20 protein-coding genes and 1 pseudogene are annotated in these 26,048 nt (G+C 69.0%); 11 read left to right on the forward strand and 10 right to left on the reverse strand.

The window, feature by feature from the left end; translation table 11 throughout:
• The first annotated feature begins 130 nt into the window (after nucleotides 1-130).
• Both EOT10_RS00755 and EOT10_RS00760 read left to right on the forward strand, forming a co-directional pair.
• Nucleotides 131-1,291 carry an acyl-CoA dehydrogenase family protein gene (locus tag EOT10_RS00755; RefSeq protein ID WP_127826045.1) on the forward strand — a complete coding sequence of 387 codons (1,161 nt, stop codon included), beginning with the start codon at nucleotides 131-133 and terminating at the stop codon, nucleotides 1,289-1,291.
• A complete protein-coding gene (locus EOT10_RS00760) occupies nucleotides 1,288-1,704 on the forward strand; it encodes a RidA family protein (protein ID WP_223280687.1) in 417 nt (138 codons plus the stop codon). Before EOT10_RS00755 ends, EOT10_RS00760 begins: the two co-directional genes overlap by 4 nt.
• 14 nt (nucleotides 1,705-1,718) lie before the next feature.
• Here the strand turns inward: EOT10_RS00760 and EOT10_RS00765 are convergent, their stop codons facing one another.
• Nucleotides 1,719-2,759: an NAD(P)-dependent alcohol dehydrogenase gene (locus EOT10_RS00765; RefSeq protein WP_127826687.1), complete on the reverse strand. Its 1,041-nt coding sequence runs from the start codon at nucleotides 2,757-2,759 to the stop codon at nucleotides 1,719-1,721.
• 142 nt (nucleotides 2,760-2,901) lie between these two features.
• On the reverse strand, nucleotides 2,902-4,431 hold the full coding sequence (locus EOT10_RS00770; protein WP_127826046.1) for a helix-turn-helix domain-containing protein: 1,530 nt from the start codon (nucleotides 4,429-4,431) through the stop codon (nucleotides 2,902-2,904).
• A 318-nt stretch (nucleotides 4,432-4,749) separates the two neighbouring features.
• Here EOT10_RS00770 and acnA point away from each other — a divergent pair, with 318 nt between their 5' ends.
• Nucleotides 4,750-7,485, forward strand: a complete 2,736-nt coding sequence (gene acnA / locus EOT10_RS00775) for an aconitate hydratase AcnA (protein ID WP_127826047.1) — start codon at nucleotides 4,750-4,752, stop codon at nucleotides 7,483-7,485.
• A gap of 250 nt (nucleotides 7,486-7,735) precedes the next feature.
• On the opposite strand, the gene EOT10_RS00780 is transcribed toward acnA, so the two are convergent.
• Both EOT10_RS00780 and EOT10_RS00785 read right to left on the reverse strand, forming a co-directional pair.
• A complete protein-coding gene (locus EOT10_RS00780) occupies nucleotides 7,736-10,063 on the reverse strand; it encodes an ABC transporter permease (protein ID WP_127826048.1) in 2,328 nt (775 codons plus the stop codon).
• Nucleotides 10,060-10,791 carry an ABC transporter ATP-binding protein gene (locus EOT10_RS00785; RefSeq protein WP_127826049.1) on the reverse strand — a complete coding sequence of 244 codons (732 nt, stop codon included), beginning with the start codon at nucleotides 10,789-10,791 and terminating at the stop codon, nucleotides 10,060-10,062. The genes EOT10_RS00780 and EOT10_RS00785 overlap by 4 nt, the downstream gene beginning before the upstream one ends.
• 139 nt (nucleotides 10,792-10,930) lie before the next feature.
• Here EOT10_RS00785 and EOT10_RS00790 point away from each other — a divergent pair, with 139 nt between their 5' ends.
• Together EOT10_RS00790 and EOT10_RS00795 are read left to right on the forward strand one after the other, a co-directional pair.
• Nucleotides 10,931-11,782 (forward strand): sensor histidine kinase, encoded by an 852-nt coding sequence (locus EOT10_RS00790; protein WP_223280688.1) that lies wholly within the window; start codon nucleotides 10,931-10,933, stop codon nucleotides 11,780-11,782.
• Complete coding sequence (locus EOT10_RS00795) at nucleotides 11,779-12,486, forward strand: response regulator (protein ID WP_127826050.1); 708 nt, start codon at nucleotides 11,779-11,781, stop codon at nucleotides 12,484-12,486. The genes EOT10_RS00790 and EOT10_RS00795 overlap by 4 nt, the downstream gene beginning before the upstream one ends.
• Before the next feature lie 136 nt (nucleotides 12,487-12,622).
• On the opposite strand, the gene EOT10_RS00800 is transcribed toward EOT10_RS00795, so the two are convergent.
• Together EOT10_RS00800 and EOT10_RS00805 are read right to left on the reverse strand one after the other, a co-directional pair.
• The gene (locus EOT10_RS00800) at nucleotides 12,623-12,805 is read right to left on the reverse strand and encodes a DUF397 domain-containing protein (protein ID WP_127826051.1); all 183 of its coding nucleotides are present in this window, start codon (nucleotides 12,803-12,805) and stop codon (nucleotides 12,623-12,625) included.
• Nucleotides 12,802-13,626 (reverse strand): helix-turn-helix domain-containing protein, encoded by an 825-nt coding sequence (locus tag EOT10_RS00805; RefSeq protein ID WP_189490944.1) that lies wholly within the window; start codon nucleotides 13,624-13,626, stop codon nucleotides 12,802-12,804. Before EOT10_RS00805 ends, EOT10_RS00800 begins: the two co-directional genes overlap by 4 nt.
• A 113-nt stretch (nucleotides 13,627-13,739) precedes the next feature.
• On the opposite strand from EOT10_RS00805, the pseudogene EOT10_RS00810 reads away from it, so the two are divergent.
• Together EOT10_RS00810 and EOT10_RS00815 are read left to right on the forward strand one after the other, a co-directional pair.
• Nucleotides 13,740-14,144 (forward strand): annotated as a pseudogene (locus EOT10_RS00810) (ATP-binding protein); the annotation flags it as partial.
• Nucleotides 14,145-14,199: 55 nt separating this feature from the next.
• Nucleotides 14,200-14,877, forward strand: a complete 678-nt coding sequence (locus EOT10_RS00815) for a dihydrofolate reductase family protein (RefSeq protein ID WP_127826053.1) — start codon at nucleotides 14,200-14,202, stop codon at nucleotides 14,875-14,877.
• Nucleotides 14,878-14,955: 78 nt separating this feature from the next.
• On the opposite strand, the gene EOT10_RS00820 is transcribed toward EOT10_RS00815, so the two are convergent.
• Nucleotides 14,956-15,795: a class I SAM-dependent methyltransferase gene (locus EOT10_RS00820; protein ID WP_223280689.1), complete on the reverse strand. Its 840-nt coding sequence runs from the start codon at nucleotides 15,793-15,795 to the stop codon at nucleotides 14,956-14,958.
• Nucleotides 15,796-15,855: 60 nt separating this feature from the next.
• Here EOT10_RS00820 and EOT10_RS00825 point away from each other — a divergent pair, with 60 nt between their 5' ends.
• On the forward strand, nucleotides 15,856-16,491 hold the full coding sequence (locus EOT10_RS00825; RefSeq protein ID WP_127826054.1) for a TetR/AcrR family transcriptional regulator: 636 nt from the start codon (nucleotides 15,856-15,858) through the stop codon (nucleotides 16,489-16,491).
• An 87-nt stretch (nucleotides 16,492-16,578) separates the two neighbouring features.
• Here EOT10_RS00825 and infA read toward each other — a convergent pair whose 3' ends face one another.
• From infA to EOT10_RS00840, 3 genes are all read right to left on the reverse strand, one after another.
• Entirely contained in the window at nucleotides 16,579-16,803 is a 225-nt protein-coding gene (gene infA, locus EOT10_RS00830) for a translation initiation factor IF-1 (RefSeq protein WP_127826055.1), read from the reverse strand.
• The gene (locus tag EOT10_RS00835) at nucleotides 16,803-17,579 is read right to left on the reverse strand and encodes a GNAT family N-acetyltransferase (RefSeq protein WP_127826056.1); all 777 of its coding nucleotides are present in this window, start codon (nucleotides 17,577-17,579) and stop codon (nucleotides 16,803-16,805) included. Before EOT10_RS00835 ends, infA begins: the two co-directional genes overlap by 1 nt.
• A gap of 602 nt (nucleotides 17,580-18,181) precedes the next feature.
• Nucleotides 18,182-22,000 carry a GH92 family glycosyl hydrolase gene (locus EOT10_RS00840; protein WP_127826057.1) on the reverse strand — a complete coding sequence of 1,273 codons (3,819 nt, stop codon included), beginning with the start codon at nucleotides 21,998-22,000 and terminating at the stop codon, nucleotides 18,182-18,184.
• A 484-nt stretch (nucleotides 22,001-22,484) separates the two neighbouring features.
• Between EOT10_RS00840 and ngcE the strand changes: the two genes are divergently transcribed.
• From ngcE to EOT10_RS00855, 3 genes are read left to right on the forward strand one after another with little or no spacing between them, the layout of a single operon-like run.
• Nucleotides 22,485-23,933, forward strand: a complete 1,449-nt coding sequence (gene ngcE / locus EOT10_RS00845) for an N-acetylglucosamine/diacetylchitobiose ABC transporter substrate-binding protein (protein WP_127826058.1) — start codon at nucleotides 22,485-22,487, stop codon at nucleotides 23,931-23,933.
• 60 nt (nucleotides 23,934-23,993) lie between these two features.
• Nucleotides 23,994-24,917 (forward strand): carbohydrate ABC transporter permease, encoded by a 924-nt coding sequence (locus tag EOT10_RS00850; protein WP_127826059.1) that lies wholly within the window; start codon nucleotides 23,994-23,996, stop codon nucleotides 24,915-24,917.
• Nucleotides 24,918-24,919: 2 nt separating this feature from the next.
• Nucleotides 24,920-25,837 carry a carbohydrate ABC transporter permease gene (locus EOT10_RS00855; protein ID WP_127826060.1) on the forward strand — a complete coding sequence of 306 codons (918 nt, stop codon included), beginning with the start codon at nucleotides 24,920-24,922 and terminating at the stop codon, nucleotides 25,835-25,837.
• Nucleotides 25,838-26,048: the final 211 nt, after the last annotated feature.

The raw sequence follows: 26,048 nt of genomic DNA on the forward strand, positions 1-26,048 counted from the left end.
ATGGGCTCGCGTATCGGTGGGCGTGATGGGCTCGCGTATCGAGCGTATCGTGATGGTGACGACAGTCAACGGTCCGCGATAACGTGACAAGGTCGGCCCGAGCCGCCGGCGAACCGGGAGGCGCCGCCAGATGACCGGATCCACCGCAGTTCCGTCAGGTCCGTCCGTTCCGTCAGGTCCCTCAGCATTTTCGCTCGATCCCACCCAGACCGCCTGGTGTGCCGAGCTGCGAGCGCTCGCGACCGAGCGGCTCGCCCCCCTCGCCGAGAAGGGCGAACCCGGCCGGGTGAACCGGGCGCTCGTCGCCGAGCTCGGCCGGCTCGGCCTCCTGGAGCGGCTCTTCCGCTCCGGCGCCCTCGACCTCTGCCTGATGCGCGAGTCCCTCGCCACCGTCAGCACCGAGGCCGAGACCGCGCTCGCCCTCCAGGGCCTCGGCGCCCACCCCGTGCACGCCTACGGCACCGACGCCCAGCGCGCCCGCTGGCTCCCGCGCGTCAGTGAGGGCTCGGCCGTCGCGGCCTTCGCGCTGAGCGAGCCGGGCGCGGGCTCGGACGCGGCCGCCCTGGCCCTGCGCGCCGAACCCGACGGCACCGGCGGCTGGTGCCTCATCGGCGAGAAGACCTGGATCTCGAACGCGCCCGAAGCCGACTTCTACACCGTCTTCGCCCGTACGGCCCCGGACGCCGGCGCCCGTGGCGTCACCGCGTTCCTGGTCCCCGCCGACCGTCCAGGGCTCACCGGACAGCACCTCGCCATGCTGTCCCCGCACCCCATCGGATCCCTCGCCTTCGACGCCGTGCCGGTCACGCCGGACGACCTGCTCGGCGAGCCGGACCGCGGCTTCCGCGTGGCCATGACCACCCTGAACCTGTTCCGCCCCAGCGTCGGCGCCTTCGCCGTCGGCATGGCGCAGGCAGCCCTGGACGCGACGCTCGCGTACACCGCTCAACGGGACGCGTTCGGCGGCAAGTTGAAGGACCTCCAGACCGTCGCCCACCAGATCGCCGACCTCGCCCTGCGGACCGAAGCGGCCCGCCTCATGGTGTACGCGGCGGCATCGGCGTACGACGCGGGCGCGCCCGACGTCCCCCGGCGCGCCGCGATGGCGAAACTCCTGGCCACCGAGACAGCCCAGCACGTCGTCGACACGGCCGTCCAACTGCACGGCGCCCGCGCCCTGGAGCGCGGCCACCTCCTCGAACACCTCTACCGCGAAGTCCGGGCACCCCGCATCTACGAGGGAGCCAGCGAGGTCCAACGCGCCATCATCGCCAAGGAGTTGTACGCGTGAGCAGTCCCGGAAACCAGCACCTGGAGCGGATCAACCCGCCCGAACTCTCCCCGCCCACCGGCTTCTCGCACGCCGTCACCGCCACCGGCGGCCGCCTCGTCTTCCTCGCCGGCCAGACCGCCCTCGACGCGGACGGCAAGGTCACCGGCGACACACTCCCCGAGCAGTTCGCACGCGCCCTGAAGAACCTCCTCACCGCCCTGCGCCACGCAGGCGGCACCCCTGACACCCTCGCCCGCGTCACCGTCTACGCCACCGACATCGCCGACTACCGCGCCCACGCACCCGAACTCGGCCGCATCTGGCGCGAGTCGGCCGGCCGCGACTACCCGGCGATGGCGGTGATCGGCACGACCCGCCTCTGGGACGAACAGGCCCTGGTCGAACTGGACGGAGTGGCGGTCCTGCCCTGATAACAGGGCGTGGCTCACTCCTGAGGCAGGATCACCGCGCGCCCGCGCACGGTTCCGTCGTGCAAGTGCTGGTAGGCGGTGGGCGCGTCGTCGATCCCGTACGTCTCGGTGTGCACGGAGATGACCCCGGAGCGCGCCAGGTCGAGCACCTCCGTCAGCTCGCCGCGGCTGCCCCAGTACGGCGCGGTCACCGACGCCTCGTACGGCGTCGTGCCGAACCCGACCGGGAGGCTGCCGCCGCCGAGGCCGACGATGGTGACGTCCCCCTCGACCGCCACGCAGCCACCGGCGGTGGCCGCCGTGGGCGGCGCGCCGACGAAGTCGAAGACCGCCTCCGCGCCCTTCCCCTCGGTCAACTTCCGTACCGCCGCGACGGATTGAGCGTCGGACAGGATCGCCTCGTGGGCACCCACCTCGCGGGCCAGCGCCAGCTTCTCCTCGCTCACGTCGAGGGCGATCACGCGGGCGGGGGACAGGGCGCGCAGGATCTGGATCGCCACGTGCCCGAGCCCGCCCGTGCCGATCACGACGGCCGTCGACCCCGGCACCAGCTTCGGCAGCGACCGCTTGATCGCGTGATACGGGGTCAGGCCCGCGTCGGTCAGCGGCACCGCCTGCACGGGGTCGAGGTCACCAAGGGGCACGAGATGCCGGATGTCGTCGACGATCATGTACTCGGCCATGGCGCCGGGCGCGCCGAGCCCGGGCGGAAAGATGCCGAGATCCCTGGCGCGCAGACAGTAGTTCTCCTTGCCCTCCGCGCACTTGGCGCAGATGCCGCAGCCCCACGGCCCGTACACGGCGACGGCGTCGCCCACCTCGACGGCCACCACGCCGTCACCCACCGCGGCGACGGTACCGACGCCCTCGTGGCCGAGAGTGAGCGGCAGCGGGAAGCTCAGCTGCTCCGCGGGCATGCTCATCACGGCGATGTCGGAGTGGCACACCCCGGCGGCGGTCATCCGCAGCAGCACCTGGCCGGGTGCGGGGACGGGCACGGGCAGCTGCACCACCTCGGGAGTGCCACCCACCGTGCGGTACTGGACAGCCTTCATCAGCTCGCTCATCGCGCGTTCCTCCCGGCAGCGGTGCGACGGCCGGACGGCCGTCCTGCGCTGAACCATGTCACCAGGCCCCGGCGGGGCGCGCCACACGTGGAGACCGCCGCCCCGCCGGATATGTGCCGCCTGTTACGGGCTAGATGTCCCGGAACGTCTCGATCTGCGCGCCCACCGAGTTGAGGCGCTCGGCCAGTTCCTCGTAGCCGCGGTTGATCACGTACACGTTGCGCAGGACGGAGGTGCCCTCGGCCGCCATCATCGCGAGGAGCACGACCACGGCCGGGCGCAGCGCGGGCGGGCACATCATCTCGGCCGCGCGCCAGCGCGTCGGGCCCTCGACCAGGACGCGGTGCGGGTCGAGCAGCTGGAGGCGCCCGCCGAGCCGGTTGAGGTCGGTGAGATAGATCGCACGGTTGTCGTAGACCCAGTCGTGGATGAGGGTCTTGCCCTGCGCCGCCGCCGCGATGGCCGCGAAGAAGGGCACGTTGTCGATGTTGAGGCCGGGGAACGGCATCGGGTGGATCTTGTCGATCGGCGCCTCCAGCTTGGAGGGCCGGACGGTGAGGTCCACCAGGCGCGTACGGCCGTTGTCCGCGGAGTACTCGGCCGAGCGGTCGTGGTCGAGGCCCATCTCCTCCAGTACCGCGAGCTCGATCTCCAGGAACTCGATCGGCACGCGCTTCACGGTGAGTTCGGACTCGGTGACCACCGCGGCGGCCAGCAGGCTCATCGCCTCGACCGGGTCCTCGGACGGCGAGTAGTCCACGTCGACGTCGATGTGCGGGATGCCATGGACCGTGAGCGTGGTCGTGCCGATGCCCTCGACGCGTACGCCCAGGGCCTCCAGGAAGAAGCAGAGGTCCTGGACCATGTAGTTCGACGACGCGTTGCGGATGACGGTGGCGCCGTCGTGGCGGGCGGCGGCGAGCAGCGCGTTCTCCGTCACGGTGTCGCCGCGCTCGGTCAGCACGATCGGGCGTCCGGGGGAGACCCCCGTCTCGACCTCCGCGTGGTAGAGCCCCTCGGTCGCGGTGATGTCGAGGCCGAACCGGCGCAGCGCGATCATGTGCGGCTCGATGGTGCGGGTGCCGAGGTCGCAGCCGCCCGCGTACGGCAGCTTGAAGTGGTCGAGGCGGTGGAGCAGCGGGCCGAGGAACATGATGATCGAGCGCGTGCGGCGGGCCGCGTCTGCGTCGATGGCGTCCATGTCGAGGGCGGCCGGCGGCACGATCTCCAGGTCCACGCCGTCGTTGATCCACCGGGTGCGGACACCGATGGAGTTCAGGACCTCCAGGAGGCGGTAGACCTCCTCGATCCGGGCGACGCGGCGCAGGGTGGTGCGGCCCTTGTTGAGCAGTGACGCGCACAGCAGCGCCACGCAGGCGTTCTTGCTCGTCTTGACGTCGATCGAGCCGGACAGGCGGCGGCCGCCGACGACGCGCAGGTGCATGGGACCCGCGTAGCCCAGAGAGACGATTTCACTGTCGAGCGCTTCGCCAATTCGGGCGATCATCTCAAGGCTGATGTTTTGATTGCCGCGCTCGATCCGGTTGACGGCGCTCTGGCTGGTGCCGAGCGCCTCGGCAAGCTGCGTCTGTGTCCAGCCCCGGTGCTGACGGGCGTCACGGATGAGCTTGCCGATGCGTACGAGGTAGTCGTCCATCATGGCGGCAGGCTATCTCAGATATGAGATGCGGCATTCCAGGGGGTCCATTGGGGTGACGGGCCGTCAATGAGCCCTGGTGGCGCGCGGGCGGGCGTGCGGGACGATGGTGGGACGGGTCCGCCGGTGGCGCGGCGGGACGGTTCGACGAAGGCCGGGCATGACCTGTCCGGCCTCATGTACTAGAGTTATCTCGACATCGAGATATCTACAGAGGCACACCGCAGCCACCACGCTCGGTAAGGGTTACCTAACTTAGCCTTACCTTAGCGGATCGGCGACCCCGTCGTGGCGGCAGGATGCGGTGGAACGCGCACATATATGAAGGAGACTGTCGTGTCGGCGAACAGCTTCGACGCCCGCAGCACGCTGCGCGTGGGCGACGAGTCGTACGAGATCTTCAAGCTGGACAAGGTCGAGGGCTCCGCGCGCCTCCCTTACAGCCTGAAGGTTCTCCTTGAGAACCTGCTCCGCACCGAGGACGGCGCGAACATCACCGCCGACCACATCCGTGCTCTCGGCAACTGGGACTCCCAGGCCCAGCCGTCCCAGGAGATCCAGTTCACGCCGGCCCGCGTGATCATGCAGGACTTCACCGGTGTGCCCTGTGTCGTCGACCTCGCCACCATGCGTGAGGCCGTCAAGGAGCTCGGCGGCGACCCGGCGAAGGTCAACCCGCTCTCCCCGGCCGAGCTGGTCATCGACCACTCCGTCATCGCCGACAAGTTCGGCACCGCCGACGCCTTCGGCCAGAACGTCGAGCTGGAGTACGGCCGCAACAAGGAGCGCTACCAGTTCCTGCGCTGGGGCCAGACCGCGTTCGACGACTTCAAGGTCGTCCCGCCGGGCACCGGCATCGTGCACCAGGTGAACATCGAGCACCTCGCCCGCACGGTCATGGTCCGTAACGGCCAGGCCTACCCCGACACCCTCGTCGGCACCGACTCGCACACCACGATGGTCAACGGCCTGGGCGTCCTGGGCTGGGGCGTCGGCGGCATCGAGGCCGAGGCCGCGATGCTCGGCCAGCCGGTCTCGATGCTCATCCCGCGCGTCGTCGGCTTCAAGCTCACCGGTGAGCTCAAGCCCGGCACCACCGCCACGGACCTCGTCCTCACGATCACCGAGATGCTGCGCAAGCACGGCGTCGTCGGCAAGTTCGTCGAGTTCTACGGTGAGGGCGTCGCCGCCACCTCCCTGGCCAACCGCGCCACCATCGGCAACATGTCGCCGGAGTTCGGCTCCACCGCCGCGATCTTCCCGATCGACGACGAGACGCTGAACTACCTGCGCCTGACCGGCCGTGACGCCCAGCAGGTCGCCCTCGTCGAGGCGTACGCCAAGGAGCAGGGCCTCTGGCTCGACCCGGCCGCCGAGCCCGACTTCTCCGAGAAGCTGGAGCTCGACCTCTCCACGGTCGTCCCCTCCATCGCCGGGCCGAAGCGCCCGCAGGACCGCATCGTCCTCGCGAACGCCGCCGAGCAGTTCAAGACCGACGTCCTCAACTACGTCACCACCGCCGACGAGTCCGAGCTGGAGTCCTTCCCGGCCTCCGACGCCCCGGCCAACCACCCGAACGGTGGCGCCCCGTCGAACCCGGTCCAGGTCACCGCCCCCGACGGCACGACCTACACCCTCGACCACGGTGCGGTGACGGTCGCGGCCATCACCTCCTGCACCAACACGTCGAACCCGTACGTGATGGTCGCCGCCGCGCTCGTCGCGAAGAAGGCCGTCGAGAAGGGCCTGACCCGCAAGCCGTGGGTCAAGACCACCCTCGCCCCGGGCTCGAAGGTCGTCACCGACTACTTCGACAAGGCCGGTCTGACGCCGTACCTCGACAAGGTCGGCTTCAACCTCGTCGGCTACGGCTGCACCACCTGCATCGGCAACTCGGGCCCGCTGCCCGAGGAGGTCTCGAAGGCGGTCAACGAGCACGACCTGGCGGTCACGTCGGTCCTCTCCGGCAACCGTAACTTCGAGGGTCGCATCAACCCCGACGTCAAGATGAACTACCTGGCGTCCCCGCCGCTGGTCGTCGCGTACGCCATCGCCGGTTCGATGAAGGTCGACATCACCAAGGACGCCCTCGGCGTCGACCAGGACGGCAAGCCGGTCTTCCTCGCGGACATCTGGCCCACCGAGGCCGAGGTCAACGACGTTGTCGCCAACTCCATCGGCGAGGACATGTTCAACAAGTCCTACCAGGACGTCTTCGCGGGCGACGCCCAGTGGCAGGCCCTGTCGATCCCGACCGGCAACACCTTCGAGTGGGACACCGAGTCGACCTACGTCCGCAAGCCCCCGTACTTCGAGGGCATGACGATGGAGACCACCCCGGTCTCCGACATCACGGGCGCGCGCGTCCTCGCCAAGCTGGGCGACTCGGTCACCACCGACCACATCTCCCCGGCCGGCGCGATCAAGGCCGACACCCCGGCGGGCCAGTACCTCACGGAGCACGGCGTCGCCCGCCGTGACTTCAACTCCTACGGCTCGCGCCGTGGTAACCACGAGGTCATGATCCGCGGCACGTTCGCCAACATCCGCCTGCGCAACCAGATCGCGCCGGGCACCGAGGGCGGCTACACCCGCGACTTCACCGTCGATGGCGCGCCGGTCTCCTTCATCTACGACGCCTCGCAGAACTACCAGGCCGCCGGCACCCCGCTGGTCATCCTGGGCGGCAAGGAGTACGGCTCCGGCTCGTCCCGCGACTGGGCCGCCAAGGGCACCGCGCTCCTCGGCGTCAAGGCCGTCATCACCGAGTCGTACGAGCGCATCCACCGCTCGAACCTCATCGGCATGGGCGTCCTGCCGCTCCAGTTCCCGGCCGGCCACACGGCCGACTCGCTGGGCCTGACCGGCGAGGAGACCTTCTCCATCACGGGCGTCACGGAGCTGAACAACGGCTCCACCCCGAGCACGGTCAAGGTCACCACCGACACCGGTGTGGAGTTCGACGCGGTCGTCCGCATCGACACCCCCGGCGAGGCGGACTACTACCGCAACGGCGGCATCATGCAGTACGTGCTGCGCTCGCTCATCCGCAAGTGATGTGCCCCTTGGCGTGAGTGCCTAGGGTTTGTGGCCGCTGCCCCTCACGGGGCGGCGGCCACTGCTGTACGCATCCGAGTGGGAGAGCCACACCTCCAGTCCGGCGTCCGTCGCGTCACTGGACGCGGCGATCGGGGAACTGGCCGAGGTCGGTTACCACTCCGGATCTGGTCAGTCGGCGCCTTGCGGCCGGGCACCGCCCTGACCGGATGACGACCGCGGCGCTCTCGCTGACTGCTCACGCCGGCCCTCACTCGTTGTGTAGCACCTTGGCGATCGTCAGCCGGGCCGCCGAACGGGCGGGGATCACCGCGCCCAGCGCGGCGAGGACGACGCCGGAGAGCACGAGCAGGGTGACGTTGCCGAGGTGCCAGACGTTCCGCATCGACGACGGGAAGTCGATCCCGCCCGCGTGGCCGGTGACCGGCAGGATCAGGGCATGGGCCAGCATGCCCAGCGGCAGCCCGACGAGCCCGCCCAGCAGGCCGAGCGCGGCCATGGAGGTGACCGTCATGACGGTGACCTGGCGGGGCGTCATGCCGATGGACTTCAGCATGCCGAGGTCCCGGCGCCGCTCCCGTGTGTTCAGCACCACGGTGTTGAAGACGCCGAGCGCGGCGACCGTGCCGAGCAGCAGGGTGAGGATCGAGGCCGAGCTGACGGCCGTGATCGCACCCGCGTTGGCCGTCTCCTTGGCGGAGGGGTAGAGGCCGGGGTCGGCGGTGCGCACCGCGTGCTGGTAGGCGTCGACGTTCGTGCCGGAGGCCAGCTTCACCAGGTACTGGCGGCCTGTCACGCCCGGGTCGACCGCCCTCGCCGTGCTCCAGTCCGTGCTGAGGAAGTCCGGGTCCCCGGAGAGGGTCTCACCGACGATGGTCACCGGCTCCTCCCGGTCGCTGGTCTGCAGGGTGAGCCGGTCGCCGACGGAGTGGCCGTGCAGGGCCAGGAAAGCCGGCGTGACGACGACCTCGCCGGGCCTGTCGAACCAGCGGCCCTTGACCACCATCGTGCCGAGGTTCGAGGAGGTGCCCCGGTAGGCGATCAGGTTGAGGCGCCCGGTGACTCCGGCGAGCCGCACCGGCACGTAGGCAGACGGGGTCACCTGCGTCGCCCCGGGCGGGGTGGCCAGCAGCGCCTGGATCTGCGGGTCGGTGTGGATCGGCGCGGTCATCCCGACGTCGGCCCGGCCGGCGTTGACGACCACCTGGTAGGCGCCGCCGCCCTCCGCCGCGTTACCGAAGGCGGTGACGGTCGTCGCCAACGCAGTGGAGAAGGTCACCGTGGTGACACCCAGCACGACCGCCGACAGGGTCAGCAGGCTCCGGCCCGGGCGGGCGAACGGCATCCCGAGCCCGAGGCTGACCGAGCGCGGCAGCCGGGATCCCGTGAGCCGACGCTGGATCCGCAGGGCGCGGCCGGTGCGCTGCGCGGCGCCCGCGCTGATCGCCTGTGCCGCGGGGAGATTGCGGGCCCGCAGCGACGGCAGCAGCGCGGCCAGCAGCACCAGCGCGGGCACGCCGAGAAGCGCCACCAGGTCCACCCATGGGCTCAGGCCGACGCTGTCGGCGAGGTAGGCATTGTTGATGCCGTTGCTGAACAGCTGCTGCAGCAACGGCTGTTCGGTCAGGTCGCCGAGCAGGGTGCCGAGCGCGCAGCCGACGAGCGCCGGCACGGAGACCATCACCAGGTAGACGCCGACCACCTGGTTGGGAGTGAAGCCGAGCGCCTTCAGGACGCCGATGTGCCGGAAGCCGGAGACGACCGCGCCGCTCACCACATTGCCCACGATGAGGACCGCGACCAGCAGGCCGAGCACTCCGAAGACCATCAAGAACGGCACGAAGGTGTCAGGACTGCGCTCGGAGAGCCGCTCCAGGCTCAGGTAGGACGAAGAGGCGGTGAGCGCACCGCCCGGCAGGGCGGCAGTCGCGGTCCGCAGGGACGCCGCCACCTCGCCACCGGTGCCCGCGTGCGCGAACCGGTAGAGCATCTGCTCCGAGGTCGGGTGCAGGGCGCCCATCTGTTCGGGAGCGACCCAGGCGTCCGCGGTCCGACTGACGCTGGACGCGAGCCCGACGACCGTGAACGGGACCCCGGAGAGCAGGACGTGCGCGCCCAGGGTCCGGCGCGGGCCCTTACCGGCCATGCCGGGCGGCGAGCTGAACACCGCCTCCCCCGGCCCCGTAGCCCAGCGGCCCGTCCACAGGTTCACCCGGTCGACCGGCCCGCCCGGGTCGGCCCGGCCCACGACCGTCACGGGCCCCTCGGCATTGACGACGACGGGACGATTCAGCGTCGCCACGGCCTGCGGGAAGGGCCCCGCTGCGGCCGTCACGCCCGACGCCCGTGCGGTCGCCGCGAGTTGCTCCGGGGAGACCTTGGCCGAGTCGAAGGTCGCGATCACGTGTGCGCCCTGCTGGCGCGCCAAGGCCCGGTCGAAGGGCGCGGACGCGGCGTCCAGCAGCCCCAGCGCGACCACGATGGTCATCGTCGAGACCATCACCACCAGGCCGATGACGCCGGTCTGCAGCCTGCGCCGCCGCACCGCCGCGCGGGCGGCCAGCCACACGGCCCTCATCGGGCCCGCTCCAGGCTGCGCTCGCCGACCACGCGGCCGTCGGCGAGGTCGACGACGCGGTTGGCACAGCGGGTGGCCAGCCGCGGGTCGTGGGTGACCAGCAGCAGCGTCTGCCCGATCTGGTTCAGGTCGAGCAGCAGGTCCATGACCTGCTCGCCGGAGTGGCTGTCCAGCGCGCCGGTCGGCTCGTCGGCGAGCAGCAGCGCCGGACGGTTCATCAGCGCCCGTGCTACGGCGACCCGCTGGCGTTCGCCACCACTGAGGACGGCCGGATAGGCGTTACGGCGGTCGGCGATGCCGAGCTCGTCCAGCAGTTCCTGCGCGCGGCGGCGCGCCTGGCGGGCCGGCGTGCCGGTGAGCTGGGCGGCGACCGCAACGTTGTCGAGTGCGGAAAGGTCATCGAGGAGGTTGAAGAACTGGAAGACCATGCCGATGCGGCGGCGCCGGAACAGCGCGAGGCCGGTCTCGTCCAGTGCGGTGACGTCCTCGCCGTGGACGGTGACCTGGCCGGAAGTCGGCCGGTCCAGGCCGGCCACCATGTTGAGCAGGGTGGATTTGCCGCAGCCGGAGGGGCCCATCACCGCGACGGCCTCGCCGCTGCGGATTTCCAGGGATACCCCGGCCAGGGCCGTGTGGTCGCCGTACTCCCTGCGGACGTTTTCCAGGCGCACCACTGCCCGCGGTTCGTTCTCGCCGGTCCCGGGGCTGCTCACTGATCGACTCGTCATACGGGGAAACGTAGGGCCCGGCCGCGAAGGCGGGCGTCCCACCCGGGTTGTAAGTCGACCCGCCCGTCATCCCGTGGATGTACGCGGCTGGATCCATCGGTGGACGCGCGACGGCGCACTGATCTGCGAAGGTGGGCGGGTGTGGGGATCACTGACGGGCTGGCTGACGGGGGCGCTGGTGCCGGCCTGCGCCGCGGCCGGATGGCTGGGCGCGGCACTGGTGCGCGAGCGCGGGTCCCGGCGCCGGGCGCTGGGCGACCGAGGGTGGTTGCTTGAGCGGGAACGGGAGAACGCGGCCCGGGCCGCGGTGGCGGCGGAGCGGGCGCGGATCGCCCGGGAGTTGCACGACATCGTCAGCCACAACGTGAGCCTGATGGTCGTCCAGGCGAGTGCGGCACGCGAGGTGCTCACCACGCTGCCGGACGAGGCCGCTGCCGCGCTACGGGCCGTGGAGGGCGCGGGCCGCGACACCATGACCGAGCTGCGGCACCTGCTGGGCCTGCTGGCCCCCTCGCAGGACGGCGAGGACACGGAGGACCCCCCGGAGGAGGCAGAGGTGACCACCGCCGACCTCACCCCGCAGCCGGGCCTTGACCGGCTCGGCGCCCTCGTGGACCGGGTGTCCTTCGCCGGCCTGCCGGTGGAGGTGCGAGTCCTGGGCGATCCGCGGCGGCTGCCGGCCGGCATCGACGTGACGGCCTACCGGATCGTGCAGGAGGCGCTGACCAACGCCCTGCGCCACGGCGACGGCGGCAAGGCGGAGGTGACCGTGCGCTACGCGGACACCTCGTTGCGGGTCGAGGTGCTCACCACCGGCGCGAGCGTGGTATCCGGCGGGCCGGCGCCAGGGCCCACGTCCAACCCCGGCGCGGGGCGAGGCCTGATGGGCCTGCGTGAGCGGGTGGCCGTTTTCGGCGGCGACCTCGACGCGCGGCGCCGCCTCGGCGGCGGCTACCGCGTCCGCGCCCGGATCCCACTGGAGCAGCCGTGAACGCAGCTGCCGGGCCGCCGGGGGCCGCGCCGGTACGGGCACCCCGGGTGCTCATCGCTGACGACCAGAGGCTGATCCGCACCGGCTTCCGGCTGATCCTCACCAGCCGCGGCATCGAGGTGGTCGGCGAGGCCTCCGACGGAGTGGAGGCGGTGAAGCTGGTCCGGCGGCTGCGGCCGGACGTGGTGCTGATGGACATCCGGATGCCCAACATGGACGGCCTGGAGGCGGCCCGTCAGGTTCTGGCTCTCGACCCGGCCTGCCGGGTCGTCATGCTCACCACCTTCGACCTCGACCGATACGTCTACGCCGCACTCGCGCTCGGCGCCAGCGGCTTCCTGCTCAAGGACGTCACGGCCGACCATCTCGCCGCTTCGGTCCGGCTCGTCAACACCGGCGACGCCCTGCTGGCCCCCTCCATCACCCGCCGCCTGGTCGAGCGCTTCGCCTCCCCCGATCGCGCGCCGGGACCGACCCGGCCGGCCGTTCATCAGGCGCTGGACTCGCTCACCCCCCGCGAACGCGAGGTACTCACCCTCGTCGGCCGGGGCCTGTCCAACAGTGAACTCGCCACCGCCCTCACCCTGAGCGAGGCGACGGTCAAGACGCACGTCGCCCGGATCTTCGCCAAGCTTGACCTGCGCGACCGCGCCCAGGCCGTCGTCCTCGCCTACGAGACAGGGCTGGTCACGCCCGGCGCCTAGGAGGCTGATGAAGACCTCATCGCCGTGCGCGTGAAGGGCTGCGGTGCTGTCCGGGGCCTGGGAATCGCGCTGGCGAGCGCGAGGTTGAGGCGCTTGTTCATGTCGAGGCGGAAGGCCCGTACCGCGAGGGGGCGGTTCAGGTGCCGCTGGTCAGGAACGCGGCCCAGGCCTCAGGGGCGACCGTGAAGTGAGGGCCCTCGGGGTTCTTGGAGTCGCGGACGTGGACGCTGGACTTCCGCCAGTCGTAGGCGACTTCGAGGCACTGGCCGCCTTCACTGCCGCTGTAGCTCGACTTGAACCAGTTCAGTGCGGTGCTCATTGCTCTCCTAGCAGCCGGTCCAGCAGGCCCTTGGAGTGCTCGGGCGTCAGGGCCTGTGATCGCAGCATCGCATATTTGCGCGCCAGGATGGACACTTCGTCCGGGGCGGAAACCCACTGGCTGCCGCGCTGGGACTCGGTGTACGCGAGGTGCTGGTGGTCCGGTGTCTCAAGGAGCGTGAAGGCGCCGTCGAGCCCGGCGTGCGTCGGCGCGTCGAGGGGCAGGAACTGTAGTGTCAAGCCCGGGAGTTCAGCGCATACGCGTAGGTGGCGGAGCTGTTCGGCGCGAGCCTGCGGCTCCAGATATGCGAGCCTGAGCGCGGCCTCCCAGACGATGAAGCTCAGCGTCGGCGGACACTTCCGGTGCAAGACCTCCTGCCGCTGCACGCGACCCGCCGTCTTCGTCTCGATCTCGTCCTCCTCGTAAGCGGGGACGCGGTTGCGCAGCACTGTGCGGGCGCACTCCTCGGTCTGGAGGATGCCGGGCACGGTCAGCACGTCGTACCAGGACAACGCGATGGCCTCTCGCTCGTGCGCCATGTACTGCTCGGCGTACAACGGGAACTGGTCGATCTCCGGCAGTCCCGCCACCGCGACCGCCAACGCGCCCTTGGTGTCGAGTAGTTGGTCCATCTGCACGGCCGTGTCCGGCAGTAGCGGCCGTCTGCCCTGCTCGTACGCCGCGATGGTCGACTCGGCGATCACCAGCCGCTCTCCGAGAGCTGCCTGCGTGAACCCGGCCGCCCTGCGGAACAGGGCGAGGAGATCACCGACCATCTTCATCGCCGACGGATTCTTCGGCGGGCGCTTTCCGGGGCTCATGACGGTCAATCTCCCCGCCCCCACTCTCACTCGACCCCACTCCGACCCCGACAAAAGATCTGTCGGGGTTCACGAACTGCTGTCAGTGAATCACCGTGCGCGATATTCGCGCCATGGAACCTATGACCGAGGAAACCTTCCGTGAGCACTTCTACCGTCGGCAACGCCAATCGGTACCCGCCGCACGGGAGTTCACGCGCTCGGCACTTACCGACTGGGGCGTGACGGGTGAGCGCGCGGCCGACATCCTCCTCTGCGTCAGCGAACTCACCACCAACGCCCTCGTGCACGGCGTCCCGCCCGGCCGTGGCTTTCTGCTGCGTGTGCTGCCGTACGAGGACGGGGTCCGCGTCGAGGTCCAAGACAGCGGCGACGGCGTACCGGCCGTACCGCGACCGGCCGACGAAACGACCGCCGACGCCGAGGGCGGCCGGGGCCTGCTCCTCGTGGAAACGCTCGCGGACAAGTGGGGGGTGGGGGAGCGGGACCCGGGAAAGGTGGTGTGGTGCGAACTGGGTACGGCCCGGCGCGCCCACGAGGCGATGAGTTCTCGCGGCGGGGAGAGTCCTACCCATGTCACCGCTACCGCAGGAGGAACACGTGACACAGCAGTTGCTGAGGGTTCAGAACTTCAATGTCTCCAGTGACGGGTTCGGCGCCGGGGTCGGGCAGAGTCTGGAGCGGCCGTTCGGGACCGCCGATCCGGGGGAGATGTTCGCGTGGTGCGGGGCCACGGCGAGCTGGCCCATGCGCACCGATCCCGGAGGCAGCCGGGGCCTGGACGACTACCTCGTCCGCGACTACCACCGCAACATCGGCGCCGAGATCATGGGGCGCGGCAAGTTCGGGCCGCAGAAGGGGGATTGGGAGAACCTGGACTGGAAGGGGTGGTGGGGTGACGAACCGCCGTTCCGCACGCCCGTCTTCGTCATGACCCACCACACCCGGCCGGCGCTCCCCCTGTCCGACACCACGTTCCACTTCGTGAACGCCGACCCGGCCACCGTCCTCGCGCAGGCGAAGGAGGCGGCCGAGGGCAAGGACGTGCGGCTGGGCGGCGGGGCGAGCGTCATCCGTGAGTTCCTCGACGCGGACCTCGTCGACACCCTGCACGTGGCCGTCTCGCCGGTGAAGCTCGGATCGGGATCACGCCTGTGGGAGTCGCCGGACGAGCTGCGGGACCGCTTCCACGTGGACGTGGTCCCCAGCCCGACGGGCAACGTGACGCATCACCTGTTCTGGCGCAAGTGACTTCCTCCCCTTCTGAAGGAGGGGATTCCCGGCTCAGGCTGCCTGCGGGAGCATCGCTCTCGCAGGCCTTGCGCCCCCCTAGGCGCACGTCGCCGTGACGATCCAGACCGCACCGGTAATGCGGACACCGTCTGCGGTCTCGAACTCCGTGAGCGCGTCGTGTACTTCGTCACGGATACGGGTGATGGTCGTCGGGTCGACATCGCGCAGGTTGTGGCGCGTCGGACCCATGGAGAAGAGGAAGTCGGCGGCGTCGCCCGCGTTGGTGCCAAAGGTCATGGGTGCCTCAACCGGAGCCACCTCGATGTCGGTGAACCCGCCGGCGGCGAGCACGTGGCGGATGTGTGCGGGGTCGAGGAGCGACCCCATACCCCTGGAAGCGGGGGATGCCTCGCGCAGGAACGGCGCGAGTGCGGCGGTCGCACGCGCGTAGGCGCTGTCCGGGCCCGCGGGCTGTGGTCCGAGAAATGCGAGGCGGCCGGCCGGTACGAGCGCGTGCCCGAGATGGGTGAAGGCTGCGACGTGGTCGGCGAAGAACATGACGCCGCCGCGGCTGATGAGGACATCGAACCCGCGGTCGGGGAACGGATGCACCTGTGCGTCGCCCTGCTCGAAGGTGACGTTGCCGAGACCCTCCGTCGCGGCGTCGCGGCGGGCGCGTTCCAGCATCGGCGCCGACAGGTCGATTCCCACGACGTTTCCGTCGTACGCCCGCTGCGCTGCGAGGCGCGTCGTCTGGCCGGTGCCGCAGCCGACGTCGAGGACCCGGTCCTTGGCCTCGATGCCCGCGGCGGCGAACAGGGGTGCGTTGAACGCGCCCATCATCCCGTTGTAGCGCTCGGGGTGTTCGGCCCAGAGGACGCCCTCCCAGTCGTTCCATGCCTCTGCCTGCTGACGGTTGGCGATCGTGTCGTCCACGGCTTACTCCCACGGTTAGAGTTCACCTCTAGAGTTCAACTCTAGATATAGACTCCAGTCATGCGTGATCGCAAGGGGAAGCAGGGAAACAAGGCCCAGGAGACGCGGCGACGGATCATCGAGGCGGCCGGCGCGCTCTTCGTCGAGCAGGGCTACGGCGCGACCAAGCTGCAGGAGATCGCCGACCGGGCAGGCGTGGCGGTGCAGACGATCTACTTCGTCTTTCGGAACAAGCCCTCGCTGCTCAAAGAACTCGTCGACGTCGCGATCGCGGGCGACGACGAACCTGTGCCGACGATGGACCGGCCCTGGTTCGCGGAGGTCATGAACGCGCCTACCGCCGAGTCCGCACTGGCCGCATTGACCGCCGGCACCCGCGGAACACTCGAACGCGTCGCGGCCCTCACCGAGATGGTCCGCGCCGCGGCAGCGACCAACCCGGAGATCCGGGAGTTGTGGCCGGATCAGATGGACCCGCGGTACACGGTGATCTCCACAGCGGCGAAGGCCCTGACGAAGAAGCCAGGCGCCGATCCCGCCATCACCGCCGACGAGGCGGCGGACATCATCTACGCCGTCCTCAGCCCAGAGCTCTTCCTGCTCCTCACCCGCGACCGCGCGTGGCCACCGGCCAAGTGGGAGCAATGGGCCTGTCGCACCCTCAGCTCTCAGCTGTCGGTCGACAACGGGCTCTGATCGTGATCCAGGTCTCCGGTCACTCGGTGACACAGCACGGGCGGGCGTGAACTCCTCACGCCCGCCCGTGACTTCACCCGCCCGGCGTCAGTTCCGGTACCGGTAGACGATCCGGCCGCGCGTCAGGTCGTACGGGCTCATCTCCACGAGCACCCGGTCGAACGGCAGGATCTTGATGTAGTTCTTCCGGATCTTGCCGCTGATGTGGGCGAGTACCTTGTGCCCGTTGCCCAGCTCCACCTGGAAGGTGGCGTTGCGCAAGCACTCGACGACGGTGCCTTCCATTTCGATTCCGCGTGAGATTTTGGACATCAGTGACGTACCAGCTCCAGATTGGTGGCGACGCGCTGGGCGCCGAAGTGGCGGAAAAGAGCGGCGGCCGCCGCGTTGGTCTCGCTGATCTCGGCCGTCGCCCGGGGGACGCCCGAGCGGTGCAGGGACTCCAGTACGTGCCCGAGCAGCGCTCGCGCGATCCCGCGCCGCTGCTGTCCGGCCCGCACCGCGACGAGGCCGATGCGCGGCTGCCGCGGCACCGGCGCCACCCGGATCAGGCCCACGTACTGCCCCGCCTCCACGGCGACCGCGTACCGCGACGGGTCCACCGGCGGCGGGGGGACGGGCTCCGTGGAGTCGTCGTGGCGGGGAAGCACCTCGGCCGGCATCTCCTGCCAGCCGATACCGGCCGCCACCTCGGCACGGACCGCGCGGTCCAGGGCCTCCAGCGGGCCGGGTTCCGCCGCACCGAAGGGCAGGATCGTCACGCCGGACGGAGGCCGCAACACATCGACGTCAGTCGGCACTACGTACTCGCCCTCGCGGCGCCGGGGCGTGAACCCCGCCTGTTCCCATAGGGAGTTGAGGTGCGCGTCGGACGCGTCGACGATCGTGTGGAGCGGGGAGGGCAGTGCGGAGAGCATCGCGTTCACGAGCGGGGCGAACGCCGCGTCGTGCCAGGAATCGACGGCCAGGAAGAGCCGTCCGTCGCGCCGCCGCCAGGCTTCGGCGTCGCCGACCAGCCGGTCGTCGTCGAGCGCCTGCCACTGCCGTTCCGCGGTACGCGTGATGCGAGGTTCAGGTTGTGGATACATAGGTCGTCACCTTTCGGGAGTGCCATGTCGTGGCGCTCCCGGCGAAGCAGACCTATGTCATTCGCCCGACCGTGACATTGAGGGGAGCACCCACAGACGTACATCGTTCACGGGTCTCACCTCCTGGGTCGCGCGGCTGGGTCACGGATCGGTTCAGACACTAGACGCACGCCGCGCCATCGTCCAGGCAATTAATATCGCCACGGGCGGGCGCCGACTTACCGTCGAGGATCCACACAGTCACTCAGATCAAAACACGATCAATCAGTGACGCCCATGAGGGCCGTCCGCCGGGTCGAACCGGGACTGCGAGGGCAAGCACTTCATCAAGTGGTAGCGATTTCAGGGGACGTGAGGTGCCTCGCGGTACCCGGATCCGACACGGCACAGCGGCTGGTCATCCAGGACTGCGACGCCACGGCCGCGAACCAGCGCTGGACCCTGCCGTAGCGGAGCCGTGCGCGCCCCCGTAGCGGTCTTCAGCAACACCGACCGGGGCCTGAGGGACGCTGAACCGCGGCCGAGCAGGTAACGGACCCCACAGAACCGCAGGCGGGCGTGAACTCCTCACGCCCGCCCGCGACTTCACCTCTCGATGAGGATCAGCTCAGCAGCTCCACCTCCGAAAGCGTTGCCGCACCGCCCGTGAACACCAGCCGGTAGTGCTTGTACGTCCCTGGCGACGGGACCGAGAACACCCGTGTCTGCTTGTCCCATGTGAAGGACTCGCCGGAGCGTTCGTCCAGCGTCTTCCACGACGTGCCGTCGTCCGACGCCTCCAGCTTCCAGCCCGCCGGAGCCTTGGCCCGGTCGTCGGAGGACGTCAGCGTGTACTGGACCGCCTTCGCGCCGTCCGCTCCCACCGGCAGGTCGACCGACTCCGAACTCGCCGATGTAACCGACGAGTTGTCGAAGAGCGGGCCGGAGCCCGTCGTGACGTCACGGAGCGGCGACGGCACCTTGTCGTCCTGCGTGATCGACACGGGCGCCGCGTTCTTTCCGGTGCCCCAGGACGACGGCTTCGGGCCCATGGCGAACTCCAGGACCCCGCCCTTCGCGACGACGGAGTGCGGCAGCGACGTCGACGTCCAGTCCTTGCCGTTGACCTTCAGGCCCTGCACATAGATGTTCTTCGCGCTGTTCTTCGGCGCCTTGACGACCAGGTCCTCGCCGTTCTCCAGGTGCAGCGTCATCTTCGTGAACTGCGGGGAGCCGATGGCGTATTCACCGCTGCCCATGACGAGCGGGTAGAAGCCGAGGGACGAGAAGAGGTACCAGGCGCTCTGCTCGCCGTTGTCCTCGTCGCCGTGGTAGCCCTGGCCGATCTCGCTGCCGGTGTAGAGGCGGGAGAGGACCTCGCGAACCTTCTCCTGCGTCTTGTACGGCTGCCCCGCCGCGTCGTACATGTACGTGATGTGGTGGCCCACCTGGTTCGAGTGGCCGTACATGCCCATCCGGACGTCACGCGCCTCCGTCATCTCGTGGATGACGCCGCCGTACGAGCCCGCGACGTCGGAGGTCGCCGTCTCCGGGGTGGCGAAGAACGTGTCGAGCTTCTTGGCGAGACCGTCGCGGCCGCCGTAGAGGTTGGCGAGTCCGCGCGAGTCCTGCGGGGCCGTGAACGCGTAGCCCCAGGCGTTGGTCTCCGTGTAGTCGTAGCCCCAGATGCGCGGGTCGAACTTCGACGACTCGACGCGCCAGTCGCCCTTCTCGCTCCTGCCCTGGAAGAAGCCCGTGCCGCCCGCCTTCGGGTCGAACATGTTCACGTAGTCGCGGGCCCGGTTGAGGAAGTAGTCCGACTCTTCCTTGTAGTGCTTCTGGCCCGTCTTCTTGTAGAGGGCCTGGCCCATCTTCGCGATGCCGTAGTCGTTGAGGTAGCCCTCAAGGGCCCAGGACAGGCCCTCGTGCGTGTCCGTCGACGTGTAGCCGAGGAAGGGCGAGGTCGCCATGCCCTTGCGGCCGACGCCCGACGACGGCGGTACGACGGTCGCGTTCTTCAGGGCTGCCTTGTAGGCCGCCTCCGCGTCGAACTTCACGCCCTTGACGTACGCGTCGGCGAACGCGACGTCCGACGACGTGCCGGTCATGAGGTCCGCGTAGCCCGGCGAGGACCAGCGCGAGATCCAGCCGCCGTCCTTGTACTGCTGCACGAACCCGTCGACCAGCTCACCGGCCTTCTTCGGGGTGAGCAGCGAGTAGGCGGGCCAGGTGGTGCGATAGGTGTCCCAGAAGCCGTTGTTGACGTACGGCTTGCCGTCGACGATCTTCGCGCCGGTGTGGGTCGGGGTGTCCGGGCCCGGCATCGGCGAGAACGGGGAGGCGTACTGGTACGTGGAACCGACCTTCTCGAAGCCGGAGTTGGGGTACAGGTAGAGGCGGTACAGGGACGAGTAGAGCGTGGTGCGCTGGTCGGGTGTGGCGCCCTCCACCTCGACCTTGCCGAGGAGCTTGTCCCACTGGGCGCGGGCGCTGTCCCGTACGGAGGAGAAGGTCGAGCCGGACGGCAGCTCCTGGGCGAGGTTCGCCTTCGCCTGGTCGATGCCGATCAGGGACGTGGCGAGGCGCAGGGTGACCGCGTGGTCGGCGCCCGGCTTGAAGCGGAGGTACCCCTTGGGCCCTGTGGAGTCGCCGCCGGTGACCGGGGTGTCGAAGACGCCGTAGACGAAGAGCCGGGTCGCGCCCGCGGAGAGTCCGGACTTCACGTCCGAGTAGCCGGTGACGACGCCCTTGTCCTTGTCGAGGGTCAGGCCCGCCTGGTCGGAGACGTTGTCGAAGATCACGCTCGCGTCGTCACCGGGGTAGGTGAACCGCAGCATCGCCGCGTGGTCGGTCGGCGTCATCTCGGCCTTGAGACCGTTCTCGAAGCGCACCCCGTAGTAGAAGGGGCGGGCCGTCTCGTTCTCGTGCCGGAACGGCAGCGCGCGGCCGGAGCGGGAGGTGTCCGGGGTGCCGGACGCCGCCGACGGCATCATCTGGAACGTCTGCCGGTCACCCATCCACGGGCTCGGCTCGTGGCTGGCGCTGAACGCCTCCATCGTCGGCAGGTTGTCCGCGTTGTTGTCGCGCGCGTAGTCGTACAGCCAGCTCAGGGAACCGGCGTTGGTGACCGGCGTCCAGAAGTTGAAGCCGTGCGGAACGGCCGTGGCCGGGAACGTGTTGCCGCGCGAGAAGCCGCCGCTGGAGTTCGTGCCGCGGGTCGTGACCGCGTAGTCCGACAGATGCGCCTTCGGCGGTTCGGGCTTCGCGGCCTTCAGCGAGACGTCGTCGATCCAGCCGCGGAACTTCGCGGGCCCCTCGGGGGAGTCGTACGCCACCAGGATCCGGTCGACGGTCTTGCCGGCCGCGACGGAGCCGATGCCGGAGGCGACGGCGTTCCACTGGTTGACGTAGAGCCGCTTCGCCGCGCCCTGGCCCTGCGGTGTCAGCAGCCCGCCGTTGCTGTCGGTGGCCTTGAGGTCGCTCAGGTAGGTGCCGTCGGTGAAGGCAAGGTCCACGGAGACGTTCGTGGCGTCGTAGTCACGGTCGCCGTCCGCCATCGACGGGAAGATCTTGTACGAGAGCTCCGTGTCCCGGGCGACGGCCACGTCGACGTCGAAGACCTTGTTGTACGAGTACGCTCGCGCGTCCGCCTTGTGCGTGCCCGCGTAGCGCAGCGCCCGTTTTCCTGTGAAGCCGGCGCCGGCCTTCGCGGTGGGGGAGCCGCTGGGGCCCTTGTCGACGAGGGAGAGCATGTCCTCGGGCGTGGGGGAGCCGGTATCGCCCGTGGCCAGCTGGAGGTCGGCGAGCTGGGTGATGCCGGCGCCGTGGTTCTTGGTGAACTCGATCCGGAAGTGCTGGTACGCGGCCGGGTTCTGGATGTCGTACTTCTTGGTCTGGAAGCGGTCGGCGAAGCTCTCCCCGGTGCGGGTGTCGAGCGTCGTCCACTCCTTGCCGTCGGTGGAGCCCTTGAGGGTCCAGTCCTGCGGGTCGCGCTCGGCGGCGTCGTTGGCCGACGTCAGCGCGTAGGTCGTGATCGTGGCCGACTCGTCGAGGTCGTACTCGACCCAGGCGGTGGGGGCGAAAGCCAGCCACTTGGTGCTGGACTCGCCGTCGACGAGGTTCTCCTTGGTCTCGCCGCCGCCCGTGTTCTCGGCGCTGGCGCGGACCTCCGTGACATGGCTGTTGACATTGCCCGGAATTCCACCGCTGTAGCCGCCGTCGACCCCGGACGCGCGCTTCGTGCCGTCCGCGGCGGTATCCACGGTGTTCAGCCAGGTGGGGGCGGGATCGCCCGTTTCGAACGAGGAGCTGAACTCGCTGTCGGCGCGGGGCTGTTGAGCGGGCGCCGCGGCGGCCGCGCCCTGGCCCGCGGCGACGAGCGCGAGTGAGGCCGCCCCGAGGGCGGCCGTGGCCTTGAGTCTCTGTCTGGATCTGCCGTGCATCGGCGAGCACCCTCCGGCGGGAGACAACGTTGTCAATTCGCTGCGCAGGGTCCAGTAGGGCGGCAAGTCGCCTGTGGTGTCAAGGGTGTTGGATTCACCGCGCGTGGCGCGCGAGAGGAGAAGAGTGGCGCGACCATCCATTACGCGAGGTCATCGGCCGTTCCTCGCGCGCACGGGCCGTTCATGGGCGTCGCGTATATCCGTGAGGTCTCAACTCGGGAAAGAACGCCGCGCAAACCTGCATTCGATCTTGCCCAGTTGACGTGAAGTGGACTATACCTGTCGGCGTCTGCTCAGCCGTATCCACCGGCCGCGGACAGCGCGGGGGGATGGGGGAGAACGGCGAAGGCGTGTTCCGCGCGCCGTTGCCCTTCCGACAGATCCCGGCGTGTAGACATCAAGCACCACCCCAGCTTCACATCACCGCGGTGCCGGGGAGGATCCGGTTCACCGCCTGAGTCCTGGAGAAGGCGAGGACTTGAGCATGGGATCCACTTCCGCCCAGAACAACGGTGAGGGCTTCGGCCGCCGCGACCTGATCAAGCGGTCCGCGGCGCTCGGTCTGGTCGCCGTTCCCACGATGAGCTTCCTGTCCGCCTGCGCGAGCAGCGACAGCGGCTCGGGGAACAAGGCGAAGAAGGGCAAGACGTCCGCGAAGAACCCGCTCGGCGTGAACGAGACGGCGCCGCTCGCGGTCACCATCTTCGACGGCGGTTTCGGCACGAAGTACGCCACGGACGCCAACGCCCAGTACAAGAAGGCGTTCCCCAAGGCCAAGATCCAGTTCCACGCGACCCAGAAGATCCAGTCGGAGCTCCAGCCGAAGTTCAACGGTGGCACGCCCCCCGACCTGATCGACAACTCGGGCGCCGAGCAGATGGACATGGGCGTCCTCGTCGGCAAGAAGCAGCTCACCGACCTCACCCCGCTCCTGGACTCGGCCTCGTTCGACGACCCGTCGAAGAAGGTCCGCGACACCCTGCGCCCGGGCATCGTCGAGATGGGCCAGTTCGACGGCGACCCGGTCTGGATCATGTACTACGCGTACACGGTCTACGGCGTCTGGTACTCGCAGAAGGCCCTGGACGGCCTCGACGCGCAGTACCCGGAGAACTGGGACGACATGCTCGCCCTGTGCGCCAAGGCGAAGAAGAAGGGCATCGCGGGCTGGACGTACGCGGGCAAGTACCCGTACTACCTGCCGTTCTCGCTCTACCCGTTCATCGCCAAGATCGGCGGCCGCGAGGTTCTCGACAAGATCGACAACCTGGAGCCGGGCGCCTGGCAGGACCCGGCCGTCAAGTCCGCCTTCGAGGCGTACTACGAGCTGTACAAGAAGGGCTACATCCTCAAGGGCACGCCCGGCATCGACCACATCCAGTCGCAGACCGCGTGGGCCAAGGGCAAGGCGCTCTTCATCCCGAACGGCTCCTGGGTCGAGAACGAGTCCGCGAGCGTCATCCCCAAGGACTTCGGCCTGTCGGTGGGCGCGCCCTCCGGCCTCGACTCCAGCGACAAGATGCCCTTCGGCACCATCTGGGCGTCCGGCGGCGAGCCCTTCATCGTCCCGGCCAAGGCGAACAACGCCGAGGGCGGCATGGAGCAGCTGCGCATCATGCTCTCCGAGGAGTCCTCGAAGAACTTCACTTCCTCGGTCAAGTCGCTCACCGCGTTCAACGGCGGCACCGACGGCATCGAGCTGACCCCGGGCCTCAAGTCCGGTGTCGCGGCCCTGGAGAAGGCCGGCGACAACGTGGTGAACCCGCGCCTCCAGGACTGGTACGTCAAGCTCCAGAAGGAGCAGATCGGCGTATCCGTCCTCGGCGAGATGATGGCAGGGCGGCTGACCCCGGCCGAGGCCATCAAGAAGGCTCAGGGCTACGCGGACGCGGCCGCCAAGGACTCGTCCATCAAGCACTACAAGCACCAGTAAGAGCTCGTGCGCACGCGTCATCAGCGGCGGCACCCGCGAATCGATCGGGGTCGGTAAACCATGCAACACGGCAAGTACAGGTTCATTGTGGGGTTCCTGGTGGCCCCCTTGGCGTTGTATGCAGTCTTCGTCATCTGGCCGTTCATCCAGTCCATCTACTATTCGTTCACGGACTGGACCGGCCTGAGCCCGGACTTCAAGATGGTCGGCTTCGCCAACTACGAGCGGATGTTCCAGGACGACGTCTTCTGGAAGTCCTTGCAGCACAGTGTGATGCTGGTTCTGCTGCTGCCGCTGGTGACGCTGGGCCTCGCGCTCTTCTTCGCCTTCATGCTCAATGTCGGTGGGCGGCGCCGAAAGGGCACCGCCATCACCGGAGTACGTGGTTCCGGGTTCTACAAGATCGCGTATTTCTTCCCGCAGGTGCTTTCGATCGCGATCGTCGCCATCCTCTTCCGGTTCGCCTTCAATCCCAATGACGGCGTGATCAACGGGACACTGAAGGCGGTCGGTCTCGGCAGCATCCAGCCGGACTGGCTGGGTGACCCGAACTTCGCTCTGTGGTGCGTCATGGCCGTCCTGGTCTGGAGCACCGTCGGATTCTTCGTCGTGCTCTTCTCGGCGGGCATGGCGTCCATTCCGAAGGACTTCTACGAGGCGGCGCTGCTCGACGGCGCGAGCCGATTCACCACCTTCTTCAAGATCACGCTGCCGCTGCTCTGGGACACCGTGCAGTCCGGCTGGATCTACATGGGCATCCTGGCCCTCGGCGCGGAGGCCTTCGCCTCGGTGCAGATCATGACCGTGGGCCCCGGCGGCCCCGACTACTCCACCACGGTCCTGCCGCTGTACGTGTACCTGTCGGCGTTCCGCGACGCCAACGCTGCCTACGCCACAACGATCGGCGTCGCCCTGCTCGTCGTCACGCTGCTCTTCGCGGCGGTCGTGATGCGGCTCGGCCGGCGCGAGCGCCTGGAGTTCTGACCATGAAGACCACTGACATCCCGCCCGCCGGCCCCATCGAGGACCGTCCGCCGGTGAGCAAGACGGCGGCCCCGGCCGTCAAGGAGAAGAGCAGTGAGGGCACCACCCTCAACGTCTTCTCGCACGGTGTCCTCGTCATCTGGGCGATCATGGTCGTCATGCCGCTGCTCTGGGCGGTGATGACGTCCTTCAAGGACGACAACTCGATCTTCAGCTCGCCCTGGTCGCTGCCGGACAAGCTGCACTTCGAGAACTGGTCGCGGGCCTGGGGTCAGGCTCACATGAGCCAGTACTTCGCCAACACGGCGATCGTGGTGGGCTGCTCGCTCGTGGGTACGCTCGTGCTCGGCTCCATGGCCGCGTACGTCCTGGCCCGCTTCGACTTCCCGGGCAACCGGTTCATCTACTTCCTCTTCGTCGGAGGAATGAGCTTCCCGATCATGCTGGCCCTGGTGCCGCTGTTCTACGTGATGCAGAACCTGCACCTGCTGAACTCGTTGCAGGGCCTGATCATCGCCTACATCGCGTACTCGCTGCCGTTCACGGTCTTCTTCCTGACGTCGTTCTTCAGGACGCTGCCGACGTCGATCGCGGAGGCGGCGTTCGTCGACGGCGCCTCGCACACCAGGACGTTCTTCCAGATCATGCTGCCGATGGCCAAGCCGGGCCTGATCAGCGTGGGCATCTTCAACTTCCTGGGGCAGTGGAACCAGTACATGCTGCCGACGGTGCTCAACACCGACCCGGACAAGCGGGTGCTGGCCCAGGGGCTGGTGGAGCTCGCGACCAGCCAGGGCTACAAGGGTGACTGGTCCGGTCTCTTCGCCGGCCTCGTGATGGCGATGCTCCCGGTGCTCGGGGCGTACATCATCTTCCAGCGTCAGGTCGTGCAGGGCCTGACCGCGGGGGCGCTCAAGTAACGCCGCTGCCCACCGTGGGTGAGGGACCGGTTCCGGAGGAGATCTTCCGGGACCGGGCCCTCACCCGTGTCCGTGCCCGTGTGCGCTCATCCGCGCTCTTATGTGCCCGGTATCGCTCAAGCTCTTGACGGGAGGCAACCCTAAAGGCTCAGCTTAGAGTTCAATAGTTGGACATACGCCGAGGCCTCATCGAAGCGGCCTCGTACGCAGG

This window comes from Streptomyces antnestii, from assembly GCF_004005495.1.
Lineage (GTDB): Bacteria > Actinomycetota > Actinomycetes > Streptomycetales > Streptomycetaceae > Streptomyces > Streptomyces antnestii.

Coding starts and splice junctions, on each gene's coding strand:
- EOT10_RS00815 (WP_127826053.1), top strand. CDS start 14,200: ATGTCACCGCTACCGCAGGAGGAACACGTGACACAGCAGTTGCTGAGG.
- EOT10_RS00800 (WP_127826051.1), bottom strand. CDS start 12,805: ATGAGCACCGCACTGAACTGGTTCAAGTCGAGCTACAGCGGCAGTGAA.
- acnA (WP_127826047.1), top strand. CDS start 4,750: ATGAAGGAGACTGTCGTGTCGGCGAACAGCTTCGACGCCCGCAGCACG.
- infA (WP_127826055.1), bottom strand. CDS start 16,803: ATGTCCAAAATCTCACGCGGAATCGAAATGGAAGGCACCGTCGTCGAG.
- EOT10_RS00850 (WP_127826059.1), top strand. CDS start 23,994: ATGCAACACGGCAAGTACAGGTTCATTGTGGGGTTCCTGGTGGCCCCC.
- EOT10_RS00785 (WP_127826049.1), bottom strand. CDS start 10,791: ATGACGAGTCGATCAGTGAGCAGCCCCGGGACCGGCGAGAACGAACCG.
- EOT10_RS00765 (WP_127826687.1), bottom strand. CDS start 2,759: ATGAAGGCTGTCCAGTACCGCACGGTGGGTGGCACTCCCGAGGTGGTG.
- EOT10_RS00840 (WP_127826057.1), bottom strand. CDS start 22,000: ATGCACGGCAGATCCAGACAGAGACTCAAGGCCACGGCCGCCCTCGGG.
- EOT10_RS00855 (WP_127826060.1), top strand. CDS start 24,920: ATGAAGACCACTGACATCCCGCCCGCCGGCCCCATCGAGGACCGTCCG.
- ngcE (WP_127826058.1), top strand. CDS start 22,485: ATGGGATCCACTTCCGCCCAGAACAACGGTGAGGGCTTCGGCCGCCGC.
- EOT10_RS00755 (WP_127826045.1), top strand. CDS start 131: ATGACCGGATCCACCGCAGTTCCGTCAGGTCCGTCCGTTCCGTCAGGT.
- EOT10_RS00825 (WP_127826054.1), top strand. CDS start 15,856: ATGCGTGATCGCAAGGGGAAGCAGGGAAACAAGGCCCAGGAGACGCGG.
- EOT10_RS00835 (WP_127826056.1), bottom strand. CDS start 17,579: ATGTATCCACAACCTGAACCTCGCATCACGCGTACCGCGGAACGGCAG.
- EOT10_RS00770 (WP_127826046.1), bottom strand. CDS start 4,431: ATGATGGACGACTACCTCGTACGCATCGGCAAGCTCATCCGTGACGCC.
- EOT10_RS00805 (WP_189490944.1), bottom strand. CDS start 13,626: ATGAGCCCCGGAAAGCGCCCGCCGAAGAATCCGTCGGCGATGAAGATG.
- EOT10_RS00780 (WP_127826048.1), bottom strand. CDS start 10,063: ATGAGGGCCGTGTGGCTGGCCGCCCGCGCGGCGGTGCGGCGGCGCAGG.